The 24,570-nt window shown below is 72.0% G+C and carries 22 protein-coding genes; 13 read left to right on the top strand and 9 right to left on the bottom strand.

The window, feature by feature from the left end; genetic code table 11:
• Window positions 1–120: 120 nt before the first annotated feature.
• Window positions 121–846: a hypothetical protein gene (locus ACSMXX_RS09990; RefSeq protein ID WP_473183682.1), complete on the top strand. Its 726-nt coding sequence runs from the start codon at window positions 121–123 to the stop codon at window positions 844–846.
• Between the two features lie 69 nt (window positions 847–915).
• On the opposite strand, the gene ACSMXX_RS09985 is transcribed toward ACSMXX_RS09990, so the two are convergent.
• Together ACSMXX_RS09985 and ACSMXX_RS09980 are read right to left on the bottom strand one after the other, a co-directional pair.
• Complete coding sequence (locus tag ACSMXX_RS09985; protein ID WP_473183681.1) at window positions 916–1,446, bottom strand: hypothetical protein; 531 nt, start codon at window positions 1,444–1,446, stop codon at window positions 916–918.
• Between the two features lie 107 nt (window positions 1,447–1,553).
• Entirely contained in the window at window positions 1,554–2,669 is a 1,116-nt protein-coding gene (locus ACSMXX_RS09980) for a magnesium and cobalt transport protein CorA (protein WP_473183680.1), read from the bottom strand.
• A 489-nt stretch (window positions 2,670–3,158) separates the two neighbouring features.
• Between ACSMXX_RS09980 and ACSMXX_RS09975 the strand changes: the two genes are divergently transcribed.
• From ACSMXX_RS09975 to ACSMXX_RS09965, 3 genes are all read left to right on the top strand, one after another.
• Window positions 3,159–3,746: a suppressor of fused domain protein gene (locus ACSMXX_RS09975; RefSeq protein ID WP_473183679.1), complete on the top strand. Its 588-nt coding sequence runs from the start codon at window positions 3,159–3,161 to the stop codon at window positions 3,744–3,746.
• Window positions 3,747–3,828: 82 nt separating this feature from the next.
• Window positions 3,829–4,467: a DUF6758 family protein gene (locus tag ACSMXX_RS09970; protein ID WP_473183678.1), complete on the top strand. Its 639-nt coding sequence runs from the start codon at window positions 3,829–3,831 to the stop codon at window positions 4,465–4,467.
• 142 nt (window positions 4,468–4,609) lie between these two features.
• Window positions 4,610–5,467, top strand: a complete 858-nt coding sequence (locus ACSMXX_RS09965; protein WP_473183677.1) for a PHP domain-containing protein — start codon at window positions 4,610–4,612, stop codon at window positions 5,465–5,467.
• Here the strand turns inward: ACSMXX_RS09965 and ACSMXX_RS09960 are convergent.
• Together ACSMXX_RS09960 and ACSMXX_RS09955 are read right to left on the bottom strand one after the other, a co-directional pair.
• A complete protein-coding gene (locus ACSMXX_RS09960) occupies window positions 5,445–6,419 on the bottom strand; it encodes an alpha/beta fold hydrolase (protein WP_473183676.1) in 975 nt (324 codons plus the stop codon). The genes ACSMXX_RS09965 and ACSMXX_RS09960 overlap by 23 nt on opposite strands.
• A 172-nt stretch (window positions 6,420–6,591) precedes the next feature.
• Window positions 6,592–8,409 carry a DEAD/DEAH box helicase gene (locus tag ACSMXX_RS09955; protein ID WP_473184715.1) on the bottom strand — a complete coding sequence of 606 codons (1,818 nt, stop codon included), beginning with the start codon at window positions 8,407–8,409 and terminating at the stop codon, window positions 6,592–6,594.
• A gap of 343 nt (window positions 8,410–8,752) precedes the next feature.
• Between ACSMXX_RS09955 and ACSMXX_RS09950 the strand changes: the two genes are divergently transcribed.
• Window positions 8,753–9,484, top strand: coding sequence for a ferritin-like fold-containing protein (locus ACSMXX_RS09950; protein WP_473183675.1), 732 nt, complete (start codon window positions 8,753–8,755; stop codon window positions 9,482–9,484).
• Between the two features lie 197 nt (window positions 9,485–9,681).
• On the opposite strand, the gene ACSMXX_RS09945 is transcribed toward ACSMXX_RS09950, so the two are convergent.
• The 4 genes from ACSMXX_RS09945 to ACSMXX_RS09930 form a co-directional block, all read right to left on the bottom strand.
• Entirely contained in the window at window positions 9,682–9,972 is a 291-nt protein-coding gene (locus ACSMXX_RS09945) for a hypothetical protein (protein ID WP_473183674.1), read from the bottom strand.
• Between the two features lie 149 nt (window positions 9,973–10,121).
• Window positions 10,122–10,352: a DUF3107 domain-containing protein gene (locus ACSMXX_RS09940; RefSeq protein WP_473183673.1), complete on the bottom strand. Its 231-nt coding sequence runs from the start codon at window positions 10,350–10,352 to the stop codon at window positions 10,122–10,124.
• A 180-nt stretch (window positions 10,353–10,532) separates the two neighbouring features.
• On the bottom strand, window positions 10,533–11,156 hold the full coding sequence (locus tag ACSMXX_RS09935) for a TetR/AcrR family transcriptional regulator (RefSeq protein WP_111600785.1): 624 nt from the start codon (window positions 11,154–11,156) through the stop codon (window positions 10,533–10,535).
• A 121-nt stretch (window positions 11,157–11,277) separates the two neighbouring features.
• Window positions 11,278–11,508, bottom strand: a complete 231-nt coding sequence (locus ACSMXX_RS09930) for a hypothetical protein (RefSeq protein WP_473183672.1) — start codon at window positions 11,506–11,508, stop codon at window positions 11,278–11,280.
• A gap of 114 nt (window positions 11,509–11,622) precedes the next feature.
• Between ACSMXX_RS09930 and ACSMXX_RS09925 the strand changes: the two genes are divergently transcribed.
• The 7 genes from ACSMXX_RS09925 (at window position 11,623) to moeZ (ending at window position 20,959) form a co-directional block, all read left to right on the top strand.
• A complete protein-coding gene (locus ACSMXX_RS09925) occupies window positions 11,623–12,654 on the top strand; it encodes an alpha/beta fold hydrolase (protein ID WP_473183671.1) in 1,032 nt (343 codons plus the stop codon).
• 89 nt (window positions 12,655–12,743) lie between these two features.
• Window positions 12,744–14,219, top strand: a complete 1,476-nt coding sequence (locus ACSMXX_RS09920) for a DUF3152 domain-containing protein (protein ID WP_473183670.1) — start codon at window positions 12,744–12,746, stop codon at window positions 14,217–14,219.
• Between the two features lie 274 nt (window positions 14,220–14,493).
• Complete coding sequence (locus ACSMXX_RS09915) at window positions 14,494–16,386, top strand: DUF3492 domain-containing protein (protein ID WP_473183669.1); 1,893 nt, start codon at window positions 14,494–14,496, stop codon at window positions 16,384–16,386.
• A gap of 302 nt (window positions 16,387–16,688) precedes the next feature.
• Window positions 16,689–17,756: a hypothetical protein gene (locus ACSMXX_RS09910; RefSeq protein ID WP_473183668.1), complete on the top strand. Its 1,068-nt coding sequence runs from the start codon at window positions 16,689–16,691 to the stop codon at window positions 17,754–17,756.
• A 149-nt stretch (window positions 17,757–17,905) separates the two neighbouring features.
• Entirely contained in the window at window positions 17,906–18,832 is a 927-nt protein-coding gene (locus tag ACSMXX_RS09905) for an NAD-dependent epimerase/dehydratase family protein (RefSeq protein ID WP_473183667.1), read from the top strand.
• The gene (locus tag ACSMXX_RS09900) at window positions 18,820–19,719 is read left to right on the top strand and encodes a spherulation-specific family 4 protein (RefSeq protein WP_473183666.1); all 900 of its coding nucleotides are present in this window, start codon (window positions 18,820–18,822) and stop codon (window positions 19,717–19,719) included. Before ACSMXX_RS09905 ends, ACSMXX_RS09900 begins: the two co-directional genes overlap by 13 nt.
• A 61-nt stretch (window positions 19,720–19,780) precedes the next feature.
• Window positions 19,781–20,959, top strand: a complete 1,179-nt coding sequence (gene moeZ, locus ACSMXX_RS09895; RefSeq protein ID WP_473183665.1) for an adenylyltransferase/sulfurtransferase MoeZ — start codon at window positions 19,781–19,783, stop codon at window positions 20,957–20,959.
• Window positions 20,960–21,064: 105 nt separating this feature from the next.
• On the opposite strand, the gene ACSMXX_RS09890 is transcribed toward moeZ, so the two are convergent.
• Window positions 21,065–23,668, bottom strand: coding sequence for a lysylphosphatidylglycerol synthase transmembrane domain-containing protein (locus ACSMXX_RS09890; RefSeq protein ID WP_473183664.1), 2,604 nt, complete (start codon window positions 23,666–23,668; stop codon window positions 21,065–21,067).
• A 521-nt stretch (window positions 23,669–24,189) separates the two neighbouring features.
• Here ACSMXX_RS09890 and ACSMXX_RS09885 point away from each other — a divergent pair.
• A complete protein-coding gene (locus tag ACSMXX_RS09885) occupies window positions 24,190–24,537 on the top strand; it encodes an MGMT family protein (RefSeq protein WP_473183663.1) in 348 nt (115 codons plus the stop codon).
• Window positions 24,538–24,570 lie beyond the last annotated feature (33 nt).

The raw sequence follows: 24,570 nt of genomic DNA, 5'->3' as shown, positions 1-24,570 counted from the left end.
CGCAACCGGGTGCGGGCACCGGTAGGGTGCGGTTTCCGGCTCGATCTCCAGGAGGTTGCCGACGTGGTTGGACGCGCTCATGTGGCCTTCCCGCCGAAGGCAGGGGACACACGAGGAAGCATGGTCCTCAAGGGGGCCGTCTGCGTGGGACTCACAGTGGCGCTGGCAGCGTGCGGGACCAGCGATCCCGACGCCGGCACCAACGGGGTCGGCAAGCTCTCCGCGTCCAAGATCGAGAAGAAGGCGCGGGCCGCCGCCGAGAAGGCCGACTCGGTCAAGCTGTCCGGCACCGTCGTCGTCAAGGGCCAGACCTACCGTCTCGACATGCGGCTGCAGCGCGACGGCGCGATGGGCAAGGTCGCGACCAACGGCGGTTCCACGTTCTGGCTGCTGCGCATGGGCAAGGAGCTGTATCTCAAGGCCGACGCCGACTTCTGGGCGCGGCAGGAGAAGGGCGGCAAGCAGCCGTCCAAGTCCGATGTGCAGGCAGCGGGAAAGCTGGACGGCAAGTACGTGAAGGTGCCGTCAGAAGACCCGGCGTACAAGCAGCTCAGTGGTTTCGCCGACATGCGCGTGCTGCTGGAGGGGCTGCTGGTGATGAACGGCAAGCGCGAGACCGGCGAGCGGGGCGAGGTCGGCGGCGTCAGAACGGTCCGCGTCCAGGGGGGAAGCGGCAGCGTTGTCGACGTCTCGCTGCTCGGCACCCCGTATCCGCTGCGCATCCAGCGCGCGGGCGGCGCGGGCACTCTCGAACTCGACGACTGGAACAAGGAGTTCGAGCTGGAGGCTCCGGCGAAGCAGCAAGTCGTGGACTACGGCAAGAAGATCGTCGCGAACAAGGGCTGAGCCTGCACGCTTCCCTGCGCCTGCGCCTGCGGCAGTGGCAGTGGCAGTGGCATCGTGCTCGCGCTCCCGCTACGTGCCGTGCTGGCGCCGCCTGCGGAACAGCAGCTTGGGCAGCCCCGCGGGAATGCGGCGGCGGGTCGTCGCCGGCGTCGGAACGGGCACGGCAGCCTGCGAGCCGTCCGGCATCGCACCGGGCTTCTGTACGGGCGCTCCCGTCGGCTCCAGCCGCAGCACCCGGCACTCACTGGCCCAGCGCTCCGCGACGGTGGGGAAGTCGGGCGCGTTGAGCCGCTTGCTTCTCAGCTCGCCGACGACCGTCTCCCAGCGTTCGCCGCGCGGCGCCAACTCGACCACGCGCGCGGGCCAGACCACCAGACGTCCGCCCTTGTCCTTGCTGCGCACGCTGACCGTGGCGGTGCCCCCGTCCGTCAACCCGAGGCCGTCCAGGGGTTGTTCGAGCGGTCCGCCCCCTACGACGCAGACGGCACCGTCGTGCCACACGTGCCACAGGGAGCGGGCGGGGCCCTCCGGGCCGCGCACCCAGATGAGGCCGGACTTCTTGCTGGCCTCCTCGATAAGGGCCTGATCGAGCAGCGTCATGGGCGCAGGCTACCGGGCGGAGGCGCGGACGTGCCGGTGGCGCCATGGCCGCCTGTCGCCACCGGCTGTCAACGCGATACGTCAACTCCGTCCGTCAAAGTGGCCCGTCAGAGCCACCCGTTCCGCTTGAAGCCGCGGTAGATGGCGACGCAGATCGTCACCGTGACGCCCATCACCGTCGGATAGGCGTATTTCCAACCCAGTTCAGGCATGTACTCGAAGTTCATCCCGTAGATGCCGGCGATCATCGTCGGCACCGCGAAGATGGCCGCCCACGAAGTGATCTTGCGCATGTCCTCGTTCTGGGCGACGGTCGCCTGCGCGAGGTTGGCCTGGAGGATCGAGTTGAGGAGGTCGTCGAAGCCCAGCACCTGCTCGTTGACCCGCGTCAGGTGGTCGGCGACATCGCGGAAGTACTTCTGGATCTCCGGGTCGATGACCTGCATCGGCCGCTCGCTCACGAGCTGCATCGGCCGCAGCAGCGGCGAGACGGCACGCTTGAACTCCAGCACCTCGCGCTTGAGCTGGTAGATGCGCCCCGCGTCGCCGCCGCGGCGCCCGTTGCCCGTCGTGTGGGAGAAGACCTCGATCTCCACCTCGTCGATGTCGTCCTGGACGGCGTCGGCCACGGCGAGATAGCCGTCCACCGTCTGGTCGGCGATCGCGTGCAGCACCACCGACGGGCCCTTGGAGAGCAGTTCCGCGTCGTCCTCCATGCGGTGCCGCAGGGCGCGCAGCGAGCCCTGGCCGCCGTGGCGCACCGTGATGATGTAGTCCCGCCCGGTGAAGCACATCACCTCACCGGTCTCCACCACCTCGCTGGTGGCGGTGAGTTCGGCGTGCTCCACGTAGTGGATGGTCTTGAACACGGTGAACACGCTGTCGTCGTAGCGCTCCAGCTTCGGGCGCTGGTGGGCCTGCACCGCGTCCTCCACGGCGAGCGGGTGCAGCCCGTACTCCGTGGCGATGCCGGAGAACTCCCGCTCCGTGGGCTCGTGCAGACCGATCCACACGAATTCGTGGCCACCGCTCGCGCGCACGCGCCGGAGTGCCTCATCGGGCATCAACTGGACGTCGACGCGCCGCCCGTCGCGGTAGACCGCGCAGTCGACGACGGCGGTGCCGGCCGCGTCGGTGCGGGTGTTCTCGTACGGGTACGCCGAGCGGCCCCCCTTGCGCAGGGACGGGCGGACGGCGGCGCGCAGGTCTCGGATCATCGACATGCTGAGCTCCTTGTCGGTGCCGTGACGCGGCCCGGCTCAGCGCTGCCCGGAATGTGGACCTACGGGTTCGTGCGGCGCACGGCCGGAGGTCTGCAAAGCGGGTACCGCTCGGTGCCGGTCGCGACGGCGTTGAGTGGTTCGCTGTCGGGACGGGGAGCGAAGCTCTGTGCTCTTCCGCCTTGCGCGTCCTGCGGAACCCGGTGGAGAACAGCCCGGAGAAAAACCTTCCCAGCGAGGTTTCACCGTTGAAACGGCTGGGGAGTAGGGCGCTCAGGAGTGGGGACGCGGCCTTGCCACGGAAGAGCAGTTGGTACTGCACGGTCGACTCGGATCCATGTCAGTCCCACCTCCTCCGGCCGGTCCCCGGTCAGGGGACGATTCGCATGTCTGACCAGCAGCCAACGGTAACACCGGTCAGAGGGCCTCGTGTCCGTTCGGGTCACCGGACGCATCTCTTTGCCCCGTCCTTACGCGATCTATGCTCGCGTCATGGCTGACGTTGCGGACTTGGTTGAGGCACGGCTGCGTTCGGCGCTGGGCGAGCCGGACGCGCGGGCGTCCGTGACGTTCCTGGGCACCGAGCGCATCGAGGTGCTGCGCTTCCCTGACGAGGACGTCGTGCGTTACGCCACGCTCGGAATGTCCGCGGCCCCCATGACCGATCCGGCCGCCGCGCTCGCCGACCCGGATCGCGGACCGCGCGCCGAACTGGTGCTGTCGGTACGGACCGGGACCGCCGAGACCGACAAGGTGCTGCGTCCGCTGGCCGTGCTCGCGGCCTCACCGCAGGTCGAGGGGGTCGTCGTCGCACCGGGCGCCTCGCTGGACGTCGGCGAACCGCTCTGGCCGCAGGCCCCCTTCACGTCCGTACTCGTGGCCGAACCGGGCGGCCTGGTCGAGGACTTGGAGCTCGACGCGCCGCTCGAACCGGTGCGTTTCCTGCCGCTGCTGCCGATGACGCCGAACGAGGCGGCCTGGAAACGGGCGCGGGGCGCGGAGGCCCTGCAGGAGCGCTGGCTCCGGTACGGCACCGACCTGCGGGACCCGCTCCGCGAGGCCGTGCCGCTGGCCGGCTGAGTCCCGCCGCCGGCGCGGTGGCCCACTCGGGCGAGGTGATCGTCCTTGACGCGGGCGTCACCGGGGAGCACCGTTGTTCAACATGAGGGGCGAACCCAGTTGCCCGAAGTGCGGTGGCCGGGTGCGCGCGCCCGGACTCTTCGCAGACACCTGGCAGTGCGATCTGCACGGCACGGTGCATCCGCTGCAGCCCGTCGTTCCCCCCAGCGTCGAAGCTCTCGCCGTGGCCGTGGGCCGTACGAAGGTGCCCGTCTGGATGCCGTGGCCGCTGCCGGTCGGCTGGCTCTTCTCCGGTGTGGCCTGCGCGGGCGACGACCGCAGCGGCGGCCGCGCGACGGCGGTGGCCTGCTCGGGCCCCGGCCCGCTCGGAGGCCCGGGCGAACTCATCCTGGTGGCTGAGGAGTTGGGCGTCGGCCTCGGTGCACGGTACGCGGGTGTCGACGGTCCCGACCCCGGCCCTGGCATGCGCGTGGATCAGCCGCCGCCGGTGAAGGTGCTCGCCGCGGGGCGCCCCACACCGCTGTGGCACGTGACGGGAACGGCGAGCGACCGCGCCGTCTTCGCGGGCGAGGCGTGCGGACTGTGGCTGTGGGCGATCGTCTGGCCTGAGCAGTCGGGGCTGCTGCTGTACGACGAACTCGTACTCACCGATCTGCGTGACGCCGGCGCCGAGGTCGACCTGCTGCCCTGCGGCGCGCTCTCGCCGCGCATCATCTCCTGACCGGGCCGTCGTCCGCTGGCCCGGGCCGTCGCCTCCTGACCCTTGCCGCCCGTCCCGGGACGCAACCCGCGCGTGGCTATCCTGGTGGGACCCGCCGCCGTACGGCCCGTCGGTCCCCTCGTCCGCAGCTGGAGCCCTTCTCGTGCGCATCGACCTGCACACCCACTCCACCGCCTCGGACGGCACGGACACCCCTGCGGAACTCGTCCGGGGCGCGGCGTCCGCCGGTCTCGACGTCGTCGCCCTGACCGACCACGACACCGTCTCGGGCCACGACGCCGCCGTACGTGCCTTGCCGCCGGGCCTCACGCTGGTCACCGGGGCGGAACTCTCCTGCCGCCTGGACGGCGTCAGCCTGCACATGCTGGCCTACCTCTTCGACCCGGCTGAACCGGAGCTCGCCCGCGAGCGCGAACTCGTACGCGACGACCGCGTCCCCCGTGCCCGCAGCATGGTGAGCAATCTGCGCGAGCTGGGCGTCCCCGTGACGTGGGAACGGGTGGCCGAGATCGCCGGCGACGGAGCCGTCGGCCGTCCGCACATCGCGACAGCCATGGTCGAGGCGGGCGTCGTCGCGAGCGTCTCGGACGCCTTCACGGCGGAGTGGATCGCCAACGACGGCAGGGCGTACGCCGAGAAGCACGAGCTCGACCCGTTCGACGCGCTGCGTCTGGTCAAGGGCGCGGGCGGCGTGGCCGTCTTCGCGCATCCGCTCGCCGCCAAGCGCGGCCAGTGCGTACCGGAGAGCGCCATCGCGGATCTGGCCGCCGCAGGTCTCGACGGCATCGAGGCCGACCACATGGACCACGAACCGGCGACCCGCGCGCGGCTGCACGCACTCGCCGCCGACCTCGGGCTGCTCGCGACCGGCTCCAGCGACTACCACGGCAGCCGCAAGAGCTGCCGTCTGGGCGAGCACACCACCGACCCCGGGGTCTACGAGGAGATCGTGGCCCGTGCCTCCGGTGCCGCGCCGGTCAGGGGTCCCGCCGGCGGCTGACGCCGCCCGGGCTCCCGTCCCCGCCTTCGTTCCCGTCGCCGCCCCCGCCTTCGCTCCAGAAGGACGCGAGCGCGCGTGCCGTCTCCTCGGGCCGTTCGGCGTTCGGGGAGTGCCCGGCGCCGGCCACGACGGTGCGTACGGCGCCGAGCCGTACGGCCGTCGCGTCGAGCAGCGGCAACGGCCAGGCGTAGTCCACGGAGCCTGAGAGCACATGCACCGGGAGGGGGTCCGGGCGGCCGGCGGCGGCCGCGGCGAGTTCGTCGACCCTGTCCGGCTCGGAGATCAACTGCTGTGCGGTGGCGGAGAGTTGCTCCGGTACGTGGGCCATCCAGCGCCGGTGCAGGAACTCCGCGACATCGGGCGGGGTCTCCTCGTCGGCTGCCTCGACCGGGTCCAGCTCGAGCATCGCCTGCCAGATCTCCTCCATCTCCATCACCCCGAGGGCTCCGAGCAGCATCTTCAGACGCCGCTGCTGAGCCGTGGAGACCGCGGCAGGACCGCTGCTCATGAGCGTCAGGGAAGCGAACAGCGAGGCGTCCCGCAGCACCGCGGCGCGTGAGACGAGGCCGCCCAGCGAATGCCCCAGCAGATGTACGCCGGACTCTGCCCGGGGGGACTCCGTGCCCTCCAGGACCGCTGTGCCCTCCAGCACCGCTTCCGCGAGTGCCAGCACGTCCCGTGCGAGCTCGGGCTGCGCGTATGCGGACTCCTCGCGCGGGCCCTCCGTCTCGTACTGGCCGCGCCCGTCGACCGCCACGACGCGGTAGCCCATGCCGGCTAGAGGGTCCAGCAGTGCGATGAAGTCCTCTTTGCTGCCGGTGAAGCCCGGCACCAGCAGCGCCGTGCCCAGCCGGGGCTCGCCCGCCTCGTGTACGGCGAACTCGCCGCGCGCGGTGGACAACCGGTAGGCGCGGACAGCGGGCGGCAGCCCGAGGAACGGCGGCTTGCTCATACGAGGACGCTACCGCTGCCCCATCCCGTGACAGCGCCGCGCACGAGCCTTCGGCGGCACGCGAAGGCCCGGCACCCCCGCATCAGGGGTGCCGGGCCTACTACGTGAAGCGGTCGGCCGGTCCGGCCAGTCCAGCCGGTCAGCTGGTCAGCCGGTCAACCTGGTCAGCCGGTCAGCTTTCCGGGCTCGCCTGGGGCTGCTGCGCCGCCGTCGCACTGTTGCCGCCGTTGCCGCCGCCTCCGCGGGTACGGCGCCTGCGGCGGGGCTTGCCGCCCTCCTCGGCGGCCGCCTCGCGCTGAGGGCCCGTGGCGGTTGCGGTGGCCGCGGTGGTGGCCGTCGCGGTGCCCGCGGAACCGGCATCGCCGGCGGAAGCCCCAGCGGTTCCGTTGGCGCCGCCGCCTCCGCGGGTACGGCGCCTGCGGCGGGGCTTGCGTGCGCCGCCGTCCCCGTCCGCGTCCCCAGCCGGAGTCACCGCGGCGCCGTCGCCAGCACCGGCCGCGGGCACCGTCGCCTCGTCACCGACGGGCTGGCCGTTGCGGGTACGGCGCCGCTGGCGCGGCGGCCGGGCTCGCCTCGGCCGCTCGCCGGATTCGCCGTCCTGCCCCGGGCCGCCACGGCCGCCACGGCCGCGTGCCGGACCGCGGCCCGTCTCGCCGAGGTCCTCGACCTGCTCGGCCTTGAGGCCCGCGCGGGTGCGCTCGCCACGCGGCAGAACGCCCTTGGTGCCCTCGGGGATGCCGAGAGCCTCGTAGAGATGCGGGGAGGTGGAGTAGGTCTCCTCCGGGTCGGGCAGCCCGAGCTCCAGAGCCTTGTTGATCAGCTGCCAGCGCGGGACGTCGTCCCAGTCGACGAGCGTCACGGCCGTACCGGAGGCGCCGGCCCGGCCGGTGCGCCCGATGCGGTGCAGATACGTCTTCTCGTCCTCGGGGGACTGGTAGTTGACGACGTGCGTCACGTTGTCGACGTCGATGCCCCGGGCCGCCACGTCCGTGCAGACCAGGACGTTGACCTTGCCGTTGCGGAAGGCGCGCAGCGCCTGCTCGCGGGCGCCCTGCCCCAGGTCGCCGTGTACGGCGCCCGCGGCGAAGCCCCGCCGGGTGAGCTGGTCGGCGACGTCGGCCGCCGTCCGCTTCGTACGGCAGAAGATCATCGCGAGCTCGCAGCCCTCGGCCTGCAGGATGCGGGCGACCATCTCCTGCTTGTCCATGGAGTGGGCACGGAAGGCGTGCTGTGTGGTGTTGGCCACAGTCTGGCCCACGTCGTCGGGCTCGGAAGCGCGGATGTGCGTGGGCCGGTTCATGTAACGGCGGGCCAGGGAGATGACCTGCCCCGGCATCGTGGCCGAGAAGAGCATGGTCTGCCGCTTCACCGGCAGCATCTGGATGATCTTCTCGACGTCCGGGAGGAAGCCGAGGTCGAGCATCTCGTCGGCCTCGTCCAGGACGAGAGTGCGCACGTCGGAGAGCCGCAGCTTCTTCTGGCCGGCCAGATCGAGCAGCCGCCCGGGCGTCCCGACGACGACGTCGACGCCCTTCCTCAGGGCCTCGACCTGCGGTTCGTACGCACGGCCGCCGTAGATGGGGACGACCCGGACGTTACGGACCTTGCCCGCGGTCAGCAGGTCGTTCGTGACCTGCTGGCACAGCTCACGCGTCGGTACGACGATGAGCGCCTGCGGGGAATCGGTGAGCAGCTCGGGCTCGGCCCTGCCGGACTCGACGTCGGCGGGCACGGTGACGGACTCCAGCAGCGGAAGGCCGAAGCCCAGCGTCTTGCCGGTGCCGGTCTTGGCCTGCCCGATGACGTCGCCGCCCGCGAGGGCGACGGGGAGCGTCATGGACTGGATGGGGAAGGGAGTGGAGATGCCGACGGCCTCAAGGGCCTCGGCCGTCTCGGAAAGGATTCCGAGTTCGCGGAAAGTCGTGGTGGTCAGGATGCTGGCCTCTTCTGTGTGACGCGTGATGAGGCGGCGAGGAGGGTCGTACCGCATCAGCGGGGGCGGCGTTCTGCCTGCCCGCCGGTCTGTGCGGGACCACTGGCTCTCGCTCAAGCGCTCTTCACGCGAGCGGTCCCTCATGGTCACGGGACGTGTGGGGAACACGCGCCACGCGGAGGGCGGTCGGGGTCGGAGCCGATCGGGCCTCCGACCGGGCATCCGCAGTGTTGCGTCATACGTCCCGCCGTCCGGCGGGAGCCAATATCACTGTACCCCGGATCCGCGCATGTGTACCGGGGCGATTGTTGTGTACGAGTTCACTGTGGCGTGCCCACCGGGAAGATGAGGCCTGAACCAGGGGCTTCCGGGCCAGTTGGTGCGGGCTATCGTGCTCAGCATGGAGACCAATGGGAAGACCCCCGAGGCTGTGCACACCGGGATCGCCACCCAGAACTGGGCAGAGGCGTCCGCAGACTCCACCTACCGCGCGGCGGTAGTGGATCTGCTGGGTGCCCTGGCCTACGGGGAGCTTGCCGCCTTCGAACGGCTGGCGGAGGACGCGAAGCTCGCCCCGACGCTCGGCGACAAGGCCCAGCTGGCGTCCATGGCGTCCGCCGAGTTCCAGCACTTCGCGCAGCTGCGGGACCGGCTGTCGGTGATCGACGCCGAGCCGACGGAGGCCATGCAGCCCTTCGCCGCCGCGCTGGACGAGTTCCACCGGCAGACGGCACCGTCGGACTGGCTGGAGGGCCTGATCAAGGCGTACGTCGGTGACTCGATCGCCTCGGACTTCTACCGCGAGGTCGCCACGCGCCTGGACTCCGACACCCGGGCGCTGGTGCTGGGAGTGCTCGACGACAGCGGGCACTCCAGCTTCGCGGTGGAGAAGGTGCGGGGCGCCATCGAGAAGGACCCGCGGGTCGGCGGAAGGCTCGCGCTGTGGGCGCGGAGGCTGATGGGGGAGGCCCTCTCACAGGCGCAGCGCGTGGTCGCGGACCGCGACGCGCTCTCGACGATGCTGGTCGGCGGCCTCGCGGACGGGTTCGACCTGGCTGAGGTCGGCCGGATGTTCTCCCGGATCACCGAGGCGCACACGAAGCGCATGGCGGCGCTGGGGCTCGCGGCCTGAGCGGAGCACGTGCGGTACGCCGGTCACGGCAGGCCCGCGGGGCCGGGGCGGAGGTGCCCGACGCCCGAACGAGCGACGAACGGGGACCGGCAGTGCTTGACCTGCCGCTGGACCTGTCCGCTTGACCGGCAGCCCCGGGACCGGCCGTGCTCGACCGGTCCTGCGGTCCCCGGTACGGGCCGCGCGCCTACGCGCGTCTACACGTGCGGCGGGCTCGGCACCTTGGCGCCGAGGCGCTGCGGCGGGCGGACGTTCTCGCCGAGCAGCAGTGAGAGGATCGCCACACTTACGACCGCGGCGACCGCAAGAGTCACCAGGGTGTGACCGCCGCCGAGGACGATGTGGCAGATGAGCCCGCCCAGGAGCGCGGCCGCGGGGCCGGTGGCGAGCACGAGGGGGCGGCCGGGGAGTCGCTCGGGAAGCCGCCGGGCGGCGGCGTAGGCGATGGCGAGCCCCAGTGCCATGGCGCCGAGTGCCTCCCAGATCATGGGACCTCCTCGGGGTGGCCGGCGGCCGGTCCGGCCACCGTGCAGGTCGAGTCGCTCCCGTACTCCCCGTGTGGCCCGCATGCGAAACGGCGGCTTCCCGAAAGATTCGGGAAGCCGCCGCAATGCCGGACGTACGGTTGCCCGGGCGCTCAGATTGTGCCGAACCCCACCTTGCGGCCCGTGTGTTCGCCGATCTCGACGTAGGCGACGCGGTTCCCCGGCACGAGGATCTTGCGGCCGTGCTCGTCGGCCAGGTTGAGCATGTTCGAGCCGCTGTCGGCGAGTGCGGCCGACACGGCGCTCTCGATCTCTTCGGGAGACTGCTTGCTCTCGAAGACGATCTCGCGGGGCGCGTGCTGCACGCCGATCTTGACCTCCACGGCTATGTCCCTCCGAACGGTCAGTTGAATACGCGGTCAGCCGCGCTGTACGGAGCACACATTAGCCCGACGCCCGGCCGCGCCGGGGCCCGGCTCCGCACGCCCGCAGCGAACACGCCGGAGCCCCCGCCGGCCGGGAATCCGCCGATGCCGCGGGGGCTCCGTACACGCTCCATACGGTCACTGCATGGGGAAGCCGGCGATGCCCCTCCAGGACAGCGAGGAGATCAGCTTGGCCGCCGCGTCGCGGGGGATGGGCCGGCCGGAGCCGAGCCAGTAGCGCGCGGTGATCTGTGCCATCCCGCACAGCCCCACGGCGAGCAGCATCGACTGGTCGCGCGAGAGCTTGGTGTCCTCGGCGATGACGTCGCTGACGGCCTCCGCGCACTCCAGGCTCACCCTGTCGACGCGGTCGCGGACCGCGGGCTCGTTGGTGAGGTCGGACTCGAAGACGAGCCGGAACGCGCCGCCCTCGTCCTCGACGTACGCGAAATAGGCGTCCATCGTCGCCGCGACCCGCTGCTTGTTGTCCGTCGTGGAGGCGAGGGCGGCCCGTACCGCCTCGAGCAGGGACTCGCAGTGCTGGTCGAGCAGCGCCAGGTAGAGGTCGAGTTTCCCCGGGAAGTGCTGGTAGAGCACGGGCTTGCTGACGCCGGCGCGGTCGGCGATGTCATCCATGGCGGCCGCGTGGTAGCCCTGGGCGACGAAGACCTCCTGTGCTGCTCCCAGCAGTTGGTTGCGTCGGGCCCGGCGCGGCAGGCGCGTGCCGCGAGGGCGCGCCTCTGTTTGCTCGATGGCTGTCACGCCGCCTCCCTGATCAGTCTCTGTGCGCGATATGCGCTGCGCTCGCCATCGTACTTTTCGGTAACCGGCCTGTGACTGCCGCGGGCCGAATATTTCGGCTCGGGCTGACGCAGCGGGCGCACTATCGGTACTCATCCTCGTTCAGTTCGACCACGCGTGCCTGCTCGGCGGCGTCGGCGGGATCGGCCTCGATGTCCTCGCGGCCGGTGATCGGCATCTTCCGCTGACGGAGCAGATCCGCGTGCTGTTCGGCGGCGTCCTCCGGCGGGGCTTCGGGGTCGGCCGGCTCCTCCTCCGGCTCCGCCTCGTAGGTGTCCTCGAAGTCCTCGGGGTCGGTCGGATCAACAGACATGCTCGCTCCCCTTTCCAGGAAGGACGCCTCCTATTCGAGGCTACGTCGTGGCCCGGGCGCCTGTGTGATGACGAACACCGGTGGAGCCGTGTGATCGTCTCGTAATATTGCGCCATGTCATCGACCGAGCAGCCTGGTGTGCGGAGCGCTCCCGAGGCGGCGCAGACCGTGCCGCCGGCCGGTGATCCCACGGCCCACGACGGCGAGACCGTACGGCCGGTGTCCCTGTCAGGGCTGACGCTGAACGTACGCTCGCGCCCCCCGGAGCGCGCGGGGCTGCCTCCCGCGGTGTACGTGCACGGGCTCGGCGGCTCCTCGCTGAACTGGTCGGCGCTGATGCTGGAGCTCGTCGGCGACGTGGACAGCGAGGCCGTCGATCTGCCGGGCTTCGGCCTGTCACCGCCGCCCGACGACGGCAACTACTCCCTCTCCGGGCACACCCGTGCGGTGATCCGCTACCTCGACTCGTGCGGGCGTGCTCCCGTGCACCTATTCGGGAACTCCCTCGGCGGGGCCGTCGCGACGCGCGCGGCGGCGCTGCGCCCCGATCTCGTACGCACCCTGACGCTGGTCTCGCCGGCACTGCCCGAGCTGCCGCCGCAGCGGACCGCCCTGCCGACGGCCCTGCTGGCGGTGCCCGGCATCGCCGGTCTGTTCGGGAGGCTCACGAAGGACTGGACTGCCGAGCGCCGCACCCGTGAGGTGCTGGCGCTGTGCTACGGCGATCCGGGACGGGTCTCACCAGGAGGATTCGCCGCGGCGGTCGCCGAGCTCGAACGCAGGCTGCGTCTGCCGTACTTCTGGGATTCCCTTGCACGTTCCGCGCGCGGCCTCGTCGACGCCTACACTCTGGGCGGTCAGCATTCGTTGTGGCGGCAGGCGGAGCGCGTGCTCGCACCGGCGCTGCTGGTGTACGGCGGGCGGGACCAGCTCGTCGGCTTCCGTATGGCGCGCCGCGCGGGTGCGGCGTTCCGTGACAGCCGGACGCTGGCATTGCCCGAAGCTGGACACGTGGCGATGATGGAGTACCCGGAGATCGTCGCGTGCGCATTCCGTGAACTGCTCGTGGATACAGCTCGGTTGACGGCCCATGCCGAGGTGGGAATCGCTCCGTCGCCGAGGCCCGTACCCCCGAAAGGTGACTAGTGGGACGCCATAGCCGCAAGGGGCGCGCAAAGGCCGGTCATCCGTCCGAGGGGGCGGAGCCGCGCGGCGACACCCCAGCGTCGTACGGCATGGCCGATCCCGGAGCGGCGGCCTCCCGCCCGCAGGCTCCCTATGGGCCGCCCGATCCCCGTGAGGCATCCGAGGACGGCGCCTTCTCCTGGCCCCGTGACGAGTACAAGTACGGATACGGCCGCGGCTCCTCCGTGCGCGGCGGCCATCCCGAGCACCGCGAACCGGGCGGCGGCTGGGGTGCCGACTCCTCGGGCCGCGGGCCCGGGGGCGGCAACGCGGCGGGACGGGTGCTCCAGGGCACGCCGGGTGCGGCGGTCGGCATGGGGCGGCCCACCACCGGTCCCCGGCAGGAGTACGTCGAGGCCTTCGAAGACGGCGTCTTCGGGCGGAAGACAGGTGGCGGTGCGAGCTCCCTGCGGGCTCCCGCCCCGCGTCATCCCGGTGCCGCAGGCCGTGCTCCCGGCCGTTCCCTTCCCGATCCGGGTCCCGCTCCGGTCCGGCGCCCGGGAGGTCGCAGACCGGGAACTCCCGGACCGTGGAACGGTTACGACGGCTACGACGACCCAGTCGCCTTCGGACAGAGCGGTCGCGGGGGTGCGGACGTGTACGGGCGGGACGTGCACGGGCGGCAGGCCCCTCCCGACGCGGACGGCGGTCTTCCGCATGCTCCGCCTCCTCGCGTGCCCGGGCAGGTTCCCCGTACGGGGAAGGGCGGCAGCAGCAAGGGCCGGGCGGTCACAGGCGTGCTGGCGGTCGCCGTCACGACCGTGATCGCATTCGTCGTCGCCGGTCAGATCACCGACCTCGGCGAGCAGGGCGGGGACGGTGCCGAGGAGGGCGCCGCCGCCGAGCGCGGGGTCTCGGCGGACGAGCCGGCATCCCGCTCGGACAAGGGCAGAGGCGTCCCGGGTCAGGCGCAGGGCGCCGCGCAGACGTACACGGAGAAGCTGGGCACGACCTTCCCCCTGAAGTCCGGATTCAAGGGCAAGGGCGACTTCAAGGCCGTCCCGGGCAGCGACGAGGGGGTCGGCGGCAACGAGGTCATGCGTTACCGCGTCGACGTCGAGAAGGGACTCCCCCTGGAATCCGGCCTGTTCGCGGAGGCCGTGGAGAAGACGCTGAACGACAAGCGCAGTTGGGCGCGTGGCGGAGAGCGCAGCTTCGAGCGGGTCGCGAAGGGGGACGTCGACTTCGTCATCACACTTGCCAGTTCGCCGACGACGGACGTCTGGTGTGCGAAGTCCGGGCTGGACACGAGTGAGCAGAACGTCTCATGCGACTCGGCATCCACGGACCGCGTCATGATCAACGCCTACAGGTGGGCGCAGGGTTCGAAGACCTTCGGGGACGACCGGATCCTCGGTTACCGGCAGATGCTCATCAACCACGAGGTGGGGCACAGGATCGGCAAGGACCACGTCGGCTGCCCCAAGGACGGTGCCCTCGCCCCGCTGATGATGCAGCAGACCAAGTCCCTCACCACGGACGGGGCGAAGTGCCGCCCCAATCCCTGGCCGTACCCGCGCGGGTAGTCCGCCACGGCGCTTCGCACGTGAAAGGGCCCTGCCGTCGGGGACGGCCGCGCGGCGGCTTGGCGCGTTCAGCGCGGTCGCATGAGTCCGAATTGGTCACCTAGCGCACAGGAACGTCCAACTGGGCGGTAAGTCACGGGCATTCACCCCTTTTGGTGGTGCGACGGACAACCGTCCACCGTGTGCGAGGGGCGCGCATAGCGTCTTCCGCGTCACGCCATCGGCCCGTACGGGCGATGGCCCACTCGGAGAACCGGTCGGGGGTGGTGCGTCCGTGCGCATCGCATTGCTTACGGAGGGTGGTTATCCCTACGCGCGTGGTGAATCGGTCGCGTGGTGCGACCGGCTGCTGCGCGGTCTCGGCGGGCACGAGTTCGACGTGTACGCGCTCAGCCGCAGCGCCCGCCAGGAGAGCGGGCGCCGGTACGAACTCCCGGGGAACGTGCGCCTGGTTCGCACGGCGCCGCTCTGGGACGCCGCCGCGGGCCGTGGTCCGGCCGATGTGCGGGCGGGCTCGTCCGGTTCGTACGGACGGCGGGAGCGGCGGCGCTTCGGCGAGTGCTTCCGGGAGCTCGCGGGCGCAGTGTGCGGCGGCGGAGCAGGCCCGGGTCAAGACGCCGAGAGCGCGGGGCAGTTGGCGGACCGTTTCGCCGAGGGTCTCTACGGCCTCGCCGAGCTTGCCCGCGACTGCGGGGGCGGACTGCGCGCCGCGCTCCGCTCCGAACAGGCCGTCCGCATCCTGCAGTCCGCCTGCCGCGCACCCGGGTCTCTCCGCGCGCTCCACTCGGCGCAGGTGACGGATCTGCTCGCCGTCTCGGAGAGGCTGGAGCGCGCGCTGCGCCCGCTCTCCCTCGACTGGTACGGAGCCGGGGACGCGGGAGCGGAGGACGGCGGCGCGGGCCTTGCGGACGTGGACCTGTGCCACGCGGTCGGTGGCGGTCCCGCGGCTCTTCCCGGGCTCCTGGCGAAGCGATTCTTCGGTACACCGCTGCTGATCACCGAGTACGGCGTGCGCGTGCGCGAGCACTATCTCGCGAGTGCCGCGGACGCCGTTGCCCCGGCCGCCGCGGGAGCTCCCGTACGGGCGCTGCTCGCCTCCTTCCAGCGGCAGTTGGCGCGCGAGGCGTACACCCGGGCGCAGCTGATCACGCCGGGGAACACTCACGGACGGCGATGGCAGGAGCGGTGCGGCGCCCCGCGCGAGAAGCTGCGCACGGTCTATCCGGGCATGGACGCCGCGCCGTTCGCGGAGCTGGGCGAGGAGGAGGGCGGCCGCAGAGCAGCCGGGGACGCCACGCTGGTCTGGGCGGGGCGCATCGAGCCGGGCAAGGACCTGATCGGCCTGCTCCACGCCTTTGCGGAGGTCCGGCGGGCGGTACCGGGCGCGCGGCTGCGCATCGTCTCCACCGCGGCCGGGCGCGGCCCTGAGGCGCGCGAGTACGAGTCGCGGTGCCAGGGGCTGGCCGCGCAGCTCTTCCCGGACGAGGCGGCCGACGCCGTGGCAGTCGGCGAGAATCCGGTCTCCTTCGAGGAGTCGGGCACTCCGTCGGTGCCGACGCCTGCCGACGCCTACGGCGCGGGATGCGTGGTGGTGCTCTCCAGTTCGGTCGAGGGATTTCCCGTACCGCTGGTCGAGGCCATGTTCAGCGGACGGGCCACCGTCTCGACCGACGTCGGCGCGGTGTGCGAAGTGATCGGCGGTACGGGTCTCGTCGTACCGCCGCGCAACCCGCGGGCGCTGGCGGACAGTTGCATCGCGCTGCTGCGTGATCCGGAGCGACGGGAGCGCCTCGGGGCCGCGGCGCGTGCCCGCGCCCTCGAACTGTTCACCGTGGAGCAGAACGTCGCGGCCTTCCGTGCCATCTATCTCGAGCTGATGTCCCGCTGGCCCGTCGGCACGTACGAGGCGGCGGGTGCCGCCGGCGGGGAGGAGCCGCTGCCCTTCGCAAGGCCGCCCGAGTCGCATGTGCCGGGCCGCTGGGCCGGAGGCACGGGCGGTACGGGGGGTCCGGGGGCTCCGGGGGGCGGTTCCGTGGTGCGGCCGTTCCCGGGGGTGCGCATGCCGGCTGCCTTCGCGCCGCTCATGCTCGCCGCGCTATCGGCCCGGCCGGCGCTTCTCTCCGCGGCACATGCGGGGCGCGAACACCGGAAGGATGAGGGCAGATGAGCGATCACGCATCCAGGCCGGGCAGCGCCGCCGGTACCGCTGCACCTCCGGGCCCCGCCGGGCGTCCGTACGAGCCCTGCGCTCCGGCCGGTGCGGACGCGTGGGACACGCGCTCCAGGGCGCTGGTCGAGGGGGCGCGGCCCGGTCCGGGACGCGGGCAGGGGACCGCGCACGGGCCGAAGTCCGGACACGCTGCCGGAAGCGGGAGCGGAGCGCGGCCCGCGCGTGCGAGGCGGCCCGGACAGAAGTCCCAGCCGTCCCAGCCGTCCCAGTCATCGTCATCTCAGTCGTCCGCGTCGTCCGTGCAGTCCGCGTCGCCGCCCGGCTCCCAGCCGGCCGACCCGGTGCGGGAGTTGATGCACCGGCACCGCGAGCTGTGCGAACGGGCCGTGGACCCTCTCGAGATCGCCGCCGCGCTGGAGGCACACGGAGTGACCGACCGCGTCGCGGCGCGCTTCCGGCACCGGGACGTCTTCTCCCTCGCCGAGGAGCTGTTCGCGCGCGTGCCCCGAGCCGAGGGCCACCGCCCCGGCCCGGCCGGCGCCCGGGCTGCCCGCCTCGGCGCCGCGCGTGCGGCGGCACCCCGCCCCGGCTCACCGGCGCGCGTGCTGCTCGCGCTGCTGTGGGTCCTGCCGGGTGTGCTCGCCGCCGCGGCGGTCGCCGTACTCGCGTCGGCCGGTGCGGGGCCCGGCCAGGGGCATGGGCCCGGAGCGGTCCGCGCCTGCGCTGTCGCCGTCGGCCTCGGCCTGGCGTGCGCGCTGGTGCCCGCCGTGTGGTGCGCCCGCTGGTTCGCCGTACGGGCGCGGCGCAGCCTCGAACACAGCCGCAGCCTGGCCGAGTTCGCTGCCGGTACGCGGCCGCTGCTGACCGCGGCCGTGGTGCTCTTCACCGGGGCGCTGACTGGCCTCCAGTTCGCCTCGCGGGAGATCGCGGCGCTGGCCGGTGTACGGGGCGGTACGCCCGGCGCCGTACTGCAGGCGGGGGTGGGGGCGACGCCGGCGGTAACCGCGCTCGGGGCGCTGCTCTTCGCCGCGCTTCTGCTGGCGATGCACGGTTTCCGCGGAACGGCTGCCGCGGGGCTCGTCGCCGCCTGTGCGCTGCAGGCCGCCGGAGCCGCCGCCGGGTCCGCCGCCACGGGCGCGTCCGCCTCGTCCGTCGCCGCAGCCGCAAGCGGGTGCGCGGCGCTGTTCCTGATGGCTTGCGCGTACCGCCTGCTCAGCGGCGCCTCGGCGCACCGCCCCAGGGGCTCGGCGGCCCAGCCGGAGCCACCCGGCGGAGACGGAATCCGCGGACGTCCCGAGAGCTGCGGCCCCTGTGACCGCTGCGCCTCCCGCGAGCGCTGCGAGACCCCGCACGGCACAGCGACCTGACAGCTGCCGTGTCCGGTGCCGGCATCCGGCACACCGACCCCGCGCCTTCGCCCGACGAGGGCTCTGCGCGGCCCGTGGAACGACAAGGAGCAACGAAAGATGATCACTGCACGGCCGTACTGCCGCATCTCCGAGGAGGGGGACACGCGATGAGGGTTCTTCTGCTCGGCGCGGGCGGCCATCTCGGCCGTTTCGTCGCCGACCGGCTGCTGGCGGACCCCGCCGTACAGCTGACGGCCCTGGGGCGCAACGACGACGCGGACGTCCGGTTCGACCTGTCATCAGGAAGCCCCGGCGCGCTGACGCGCTTTCTGGACGCGGTGCACCCCGGGGTCGTCATCAACTGCGCGGGCGCGACCCGCGGCAGCGCACGCGAACTGACCCGGCAGAACACGGTCTCCACCGCCACGGTCTGCGAGTCGCTGCGCCGCAGCGGCTGCGACGCCCGTCTGGTGCACCTCGGCTGCGCCGCGGAGTACGGGCCGTCCACCTCCGGTTCGTCCATCGGCGAGGCCGCCGCGCCGCGCCCCGGCGGGCCGTACGGCGTGAGCAAGCTTGCGGCGACGGAGCTGGTGCTCACATCGGGGCTGGACGCGGTGGTGCTGCGGGTCTTCTCGCCCGCGGGGCCCAGCACTCCTGCCGGTTCGCCGCTGGGGCGGCTGGCGGAAGGCATGCGGCGTGCGATGCAGCAGGGCGACAGCGAACTGAAGCTGACCGGGCTCGGCGTGCAACGGGACTTCGTGGACGTACGCGACGTCGCGCGGGCCGTGCACGCCGCATCGCTCTCGGCGGCGCAGGGCGTCATCAACATCGGTACGGGCCGGGCCGTAAGGCTGCGCGACGCCGCCGGCGTCCTCGCGCGGGTGGCCGGGTTCGGCGGTTCGCTGCACGAGCTGGAGCCGGGCGGCGGTGGGGCGCCCTCGTCCGCCCCGTCCGCGTACCCCTATCCGGACGGCTGCGGCAGCTGGCAGCAGGCGGACGTACGGACCGCCCGCGACCGCCTGGGATGGCGTCCCCGCATCGGCCTGGAGGAGTCGCTGGCCGACATCTGGATGGAGGCCGCATGCCGCATCTGATGACTCCCGGCGGAACGCTCCGCGCACCGGCCGGGCCGACGGGCCGCACCGGATTCGGCGTGCCCGGCTGGGCGCACCCGATGCTCGCGCCCGTCGAGTGGGCGGCGCTGACACAGCCGGGACTCCCACTGCACTGGGCGGTGCTGGACGTGGCCGGGGGCCCCGGCGCGCGGCCCGACCCGTACTGTCTGGCGGCGGCGGCCAGGCTGCGCGAGTCGGGCGTGACCGTACTGGGTCATCTCGGCATGCGGGACGGCACCCGGTCGTTCGGCGAGCTGGTGTCGGACGCGCACCGCTTCCTGGACTGGTACAGCGTGGACGGTTTCTACCTCGCGCAGTGTCCGGCCGGGCGCGCTCAACTCACGGAGACCGCGCGGACGGTGACGACTCTGCGCGCGCTCTGCGCACAGCAGCGTCGCTACCAGGACCGGCACACCGTTGGCCTCGTCGCCCCCGGCCGCCCGCGCGGTGCCATGACGCGCGGTGCCGTTCCGCGCGGCGCCGGTACGGGCCTGGGCGCGGACCCGGTGGAGGCACCGGCGGCCCGGCCGCGGGCGGCACTCGTCTTCGGGCACGGCACCCATCCGCACCCCGGATACGCGGACCTCGCCGACCAGTTGGTGACCTTCTCGGGCTGCTGGACGGACTACCGCTGGTCGCAGGCCGCCGAGTGGACCGCCGACCATCCGCCGGAGCGCTTCTGCCACCTCGTGCACGGAGTTCCGCGCATGCACATCGACGAGGCGCTGCGCGTCGCGCGCTGGCAGGGCGCGGGCACCGTCTGGTTCACCGACAGGACGGACAAGGAGGGCCAGAACCCCTGGGAGACGCTGCCCGGCTACTGGGACGAGCTCGTCTCGCGCATCGGACCGGGTGTCTCGGAATGAGACCGTGCGTGGCAGTGTTACGGGAGAACAACCGTACGTTCCACCGACCAACGGAGTCCCCGTGTCGCTGCCACCCCTGGTCGAGCCGGCTGCCGAGCTCACCGTTGACGAGGTCCGCAGGTACTCGCGTCACCTGATCATCCCCGATGTCGGGATGGACGGGCAGAAGCGGCTGAAGAACGCCAAGGTGCTCTGCGTCGGTGCGGGCGGCCTCGGGTCGCCCGCCCTGATGTACCTTGCGGCCGCGGGCGTGGGCACCCTGGGCATCGTGGAGTTCGACGAGGTCGACGAATCGAACCTGCAGCGTCAGATCATCCACAGTCAGTCGGACATCGGGCGTTCCAAGGCCGAGTCCGCCAAGGAGACGGTGCAGGGGATCAACCCGCACACCACCGTCAACATCCACGAGGAGCGTCTCGACTCCTCGAACGCGCTGGACGTCATCGCCCCGTACGACCTGATCCTCGACGGGACGGACAACTTCGCCACCCGCTACCTCGTCAACGACGCCTGCGTGCTGCTGAACAAGCCGTACGTCTGGGGGTCCATCTACCGCTTCGACGGTCAGGCTTCCGTCTTCTGGAGCGAGCAGGGCCCCTGCTACCGCTGCCTGTACCCGGAGCCCCCGCCGCCCGGCATGGTGCCGAGCTGCGCCGAGGGCGGGGTGCTGGGCGTGCTGTGCGCCTCGATCGGTTCGATCCAGACGAACGAGGCGATCAAGCTGATCGCCGGCATCGGCGAGCCGCTGGTCGGCCGCCTGATGATCTACGACGCCCTGGAGATGAGCTACCGCCAGGTCAAGGTCCGCAAGGACCCGGACTGCGCGGTCTGCGGTGAGAACGCGACCGTGACCGAGCTCATCGACTACGAGGCGTTCTGCGGCGTCGTCTCCGACGAGGCCCAGCAGGCCGCGGCCGGCTCGACCATCACTCCCAAGCAGCTCAAGGAGTGGATGGACGACGGCGACTCCATCGAGGTCATCGACGTGCGCGAGCCGAACGAGTACGAGATCGTCTCGATCCCCGGCGCGAAGCTCGTACCGAAGGACGAGTTCCTGATGGGGAGCGCCCTGCAGGGCCTTCCGCAGGACAAGAAGATCGTCTTGCATTGCAAGACGGGTGTCCGCTCAGCGGAGGTCCTCGCCGTGCTCAAGGACGCGGGCTTCGCGGACGCCGTGCATGTCGGCGGCGGCGTCATCGGCTGGGTCAACCAGATCGAACCCGACAAGCCGGTGTACTGAGCCCGGACCCCGGCCTTGGCCGCCCGCGAAACCGCACACCGCACCGCTGCCGGCCCGGACGCGTACGCCGCTCCGGGCCGGCAGCGTGCGTACGGGCCCGTCCCGTCAGATGGCGCCCTTCCGCGTGAGGTGCGTGAACGACAGCCAGCCGGGCCCCACCGGCAGCCACAGCGTCAGCAGCCTGAACAGCAGCACGGCGGGAGTCGCGATCTCCTTCGGCACCCCGAACGTGATCAGGCCTGCGATCAGCGCGGCCTCCACCGCACCGAGACCGCCCGGCGTCGGGGCCGCCGACCCCAGTGCGTTGCCCGCGAGGAAGACGACGGCGATGCTCGCGTAGCTCGCGTCGTAGCCGAACGCCCGTACACAGGCGTCCAGGCACATCACGAACAGCAGCGTCATCAGCAGCATCCCGCCGATGCCCGTGACGAGCTTCCGCGGCCGCTGCACCACGTCGAGCATGCGGGGCACGACGCCCGCGAACAGCGAACGCAGCCGGGTTGAGACGAATCTGCGCAGCGCCGGGATCGCCGTGACGATCAGGACCAGCACCGCGGCCGCGAGCAGCCCCGCGATCACCGTCCTCGACGGCGAGAGCGTCGGTGTGTGCTCGGTGCCGGTGAGATAGCCGAAGACGAGCAGCAGCGTGATGTGGCTGCCCAGCCCGAAGAGCTGCGAGGCGCCGACGCTCGCCACGGCGAGCCCGGGGCGTACGCCCGCGCGCTGCAGGAAGCGGGCGTTGAGGGCGACGCCGCCGATCTGCGCGGGTGCGACCAGCTTCACGAAGGAGCCCGCGACCTGGGCGACGACGGTACGCGGGAAGGGCACCTTCTCGGGCACGAAGCCCAGCAGCGCCATGGCGGCCGCGAAGTACGTACACGCCGAGAAGAGCGCGGCACCGCCCACCCAGGCCCAGTTCGCCTCACCGACGACCTGCCCGAACTGCACCTGCGTGAGCTGTGAGAGCAGGAAGTACGCGGCCAGCGCACCCGCGATGAAGGTGACCAGCGTGCGCGGCTTGACCCGCTCCAGACGGGCCGGCTCTATCGGCGCCTGCGGCCTGACCAGCAGGACCTGCTGGCGGATCTGCGCCAGCAGGTCCTCCTCCCGCGCCTCCTCCAGCGCGTCGTCGATGGCCCGCTTCTCCGCGTTCTTCTCGGCGCGCAGCGACTTGCGGTCCGTCTTCTGCACGGCGCCGTGGGCCGTACTCCCGCCTTCGTGGTGGCCCTTGGCGTCCTTCCCGGCACGTGAGGCCTCGATGACGGCGTCGCGCTCGCGCTGGGCCCGCTCCCTGGAGAGCTTGCGCAGCGTCGTACGCGTACGGCGGCTGAGCGCGATGGGCTGCAGCAGCGGCAGGCTGTCGGCGACCGAGTCCGGCCCGAGTACGTCGACCGCGGCGGCGACCGCGCGCTCCGCGCCGACGCGCAGCCCGAACGTCGTCATCAGCTGCGCGATGTCCATGCGCAGGACGACGTCGCCGGCCGCGATCTCCCCACCGCGCATGTCCGTCAGATAGACCGTCCCGGAGCTGTCCACCAGCAGTGCGTCGCCGACCAGGCGCCGGTGCGTGATGCGACGCGACTGCAGCGCCTCGACCTGGCGCCAGGCCGCGCGCATCAGGGTGCCGGTGATCTCCTCGTCCGGGAGGGAGTCGAGGGTGCGGGCGTCGATGTGCTCGTAGACGAGCATCACCGCGTCCGGGCCCAGTTCCGAGGTGGCGATCAGGCGCGGGGCGTTGGCGCCGGCGGCGATCGCCGCGTACGCGAGGAGCGCCTCCTGTTCGAGCGCCTGGCGCAGGGACTGCAGGCTGCGGTTCTGGATGATGCCGCGCAGGGTGAGACGGCGCCACACCCGGTAGAAGAAGCCGTGCGCCTGCTGTTCGCGGTCGACGACGGTCACGTCGATGGGCGGGCCGTTCTCCAGGGTGACGAGATAGCGGCGGCCGTGGTCGCCCGACTCGGTGCCCTCGAAGGCGTCGGCGTCCTCGACGCGTTTGGCGCTCACCGGGTTGAAGCCGACGCGCCGCAGCCCCGCGAGCAGCGTCTGCCCGGTCGGGCGGACGTTGGGGGTGCCGACGGCGTACAGCGTGCCGTACGCCACGGACCAGCCGATCAGCACCGTGACGATGATGGAGAAGAGGGTCGAGTAGCCGGGGAAGAGGATCGCGAAGGCGTTCAGCAGCAGCACGGCCCACAGCAGCACCCGCCAGCGCGGCCTGCGTGCCATGCCGACGGCCGTCATGTAGGCGATGACCGGGGCGAGATAGCTGTGCACCGGGGTGGTGAGGTCGGTGTCGGTGATCTGCTTGGTCAGCGCGTCCCGCACGGAGTCGGGCGCCGCCTGCGCCACCCACAGGTCGACGGCCAGCGAGGCACCGTGCGCGAGGACCGCCGCCAGCACGCCGTCGGCGATGCGCAGCCCGTCCCGCTTGATCAGCCGCTCGATGGCGAACGCGACGGGGACGAGCAGGATGACGATGCTGGACGCGAGCCCGGTGACGCTGATCAGCAGGGGCGGAGCCTGCTGGGTGCCCTTGTCGATGTCCTGTTCGAGGCCGGCGGTGGTGCCGTGTGCGAAGTTGGCGATGACCAGGACGACGGTGATGGCCAGCAGACCGAGCCCGAGGCGGAGCAGGTCGGAGGGGCGGTGCACGCGGGCCGAGAGCAGCGGTTCGTCGCTCTCGACGGCGTCGGAGGGCGCGGCCGTCAACGGACCGCCCGAACTGCCGGGGGCCTTGGCGCCACTGGAGCCGTCGGTGCCGCTGGAGCCGTCGGCACTGCCGGTGCCGTCGGAACCATCGCCTCTTCCGGGGGCCGGGGACGGGTCCGCGGCTCTCCCGGACTTCTCATCGCCGGGCGGTTCGCCGGACGGTTCGCCGGATGGTCCGGTCCCTCCGGATCTCCCGGGGCTCCCGGCGCCACCGGCCTTTCCGGTGCCGTCCGCGTCCTCACGTCGTGATTCGTCCGGGCCTTGCCACTTGCGGGCACCGTGCGGCTCGTGCCGCCCCGTCCATCCGCGGGCAGCACTGCGGGAGGTGCCGTCCGCCCCGGTGGCGGGCCGTTCACCTTGCCGTCGGCCGCCTGCCGGCCCGTCCTGGTCCCGTATCACTCGTCACCGCCCGCACGATGGTGGCACGAAGGGAAACGGGACGTGACGCCCAGGGTGCCTTTGTGCGCCCGCGGAACCCGGCCGCGCGGCGGCTGTCGGTGGCGTGCGGCACCATTGCCCGCATGCATGCGAGCGAGCCGGGGCCGCCGGACCTGCCTGAGTACGCGGAACGGGTCCTCGACGCAGCCGAGCACATCCCTTCCGGCCGCGTCATGACGTACGGCGATGTCGCCGAGTGGCTCGAAGAAGGCGGCCCCCGTCAAGTAGGCCGCGTCATGGCGCTGTACGGGGGTGCCGTGCCGTGGTGGCGCGTCGTACGGGCCGACGGAGTGCTGCTCGCGGGGCACGAACTGCGCGCGCTGGAGCACTACAGGGCGGAGGGCACACCGCTGCGTGCCGCCGGCCGAGCGACGGAGGGACACCTTCCGCGGATCGACATGCGGAGGGCCAGGTGGGACGGCCAGATGTGACCATGTACTGCTGCGGGCGCTGCGGCGCGTACT

It is taken from the genome of Streptomyces sp. DSM 116795 (assembly GCF_055792905.1).
Note: the sequence above shows the minus strand (reverse complement) of the source record. Positions and strands in the feature narration are given on the sequence as shown.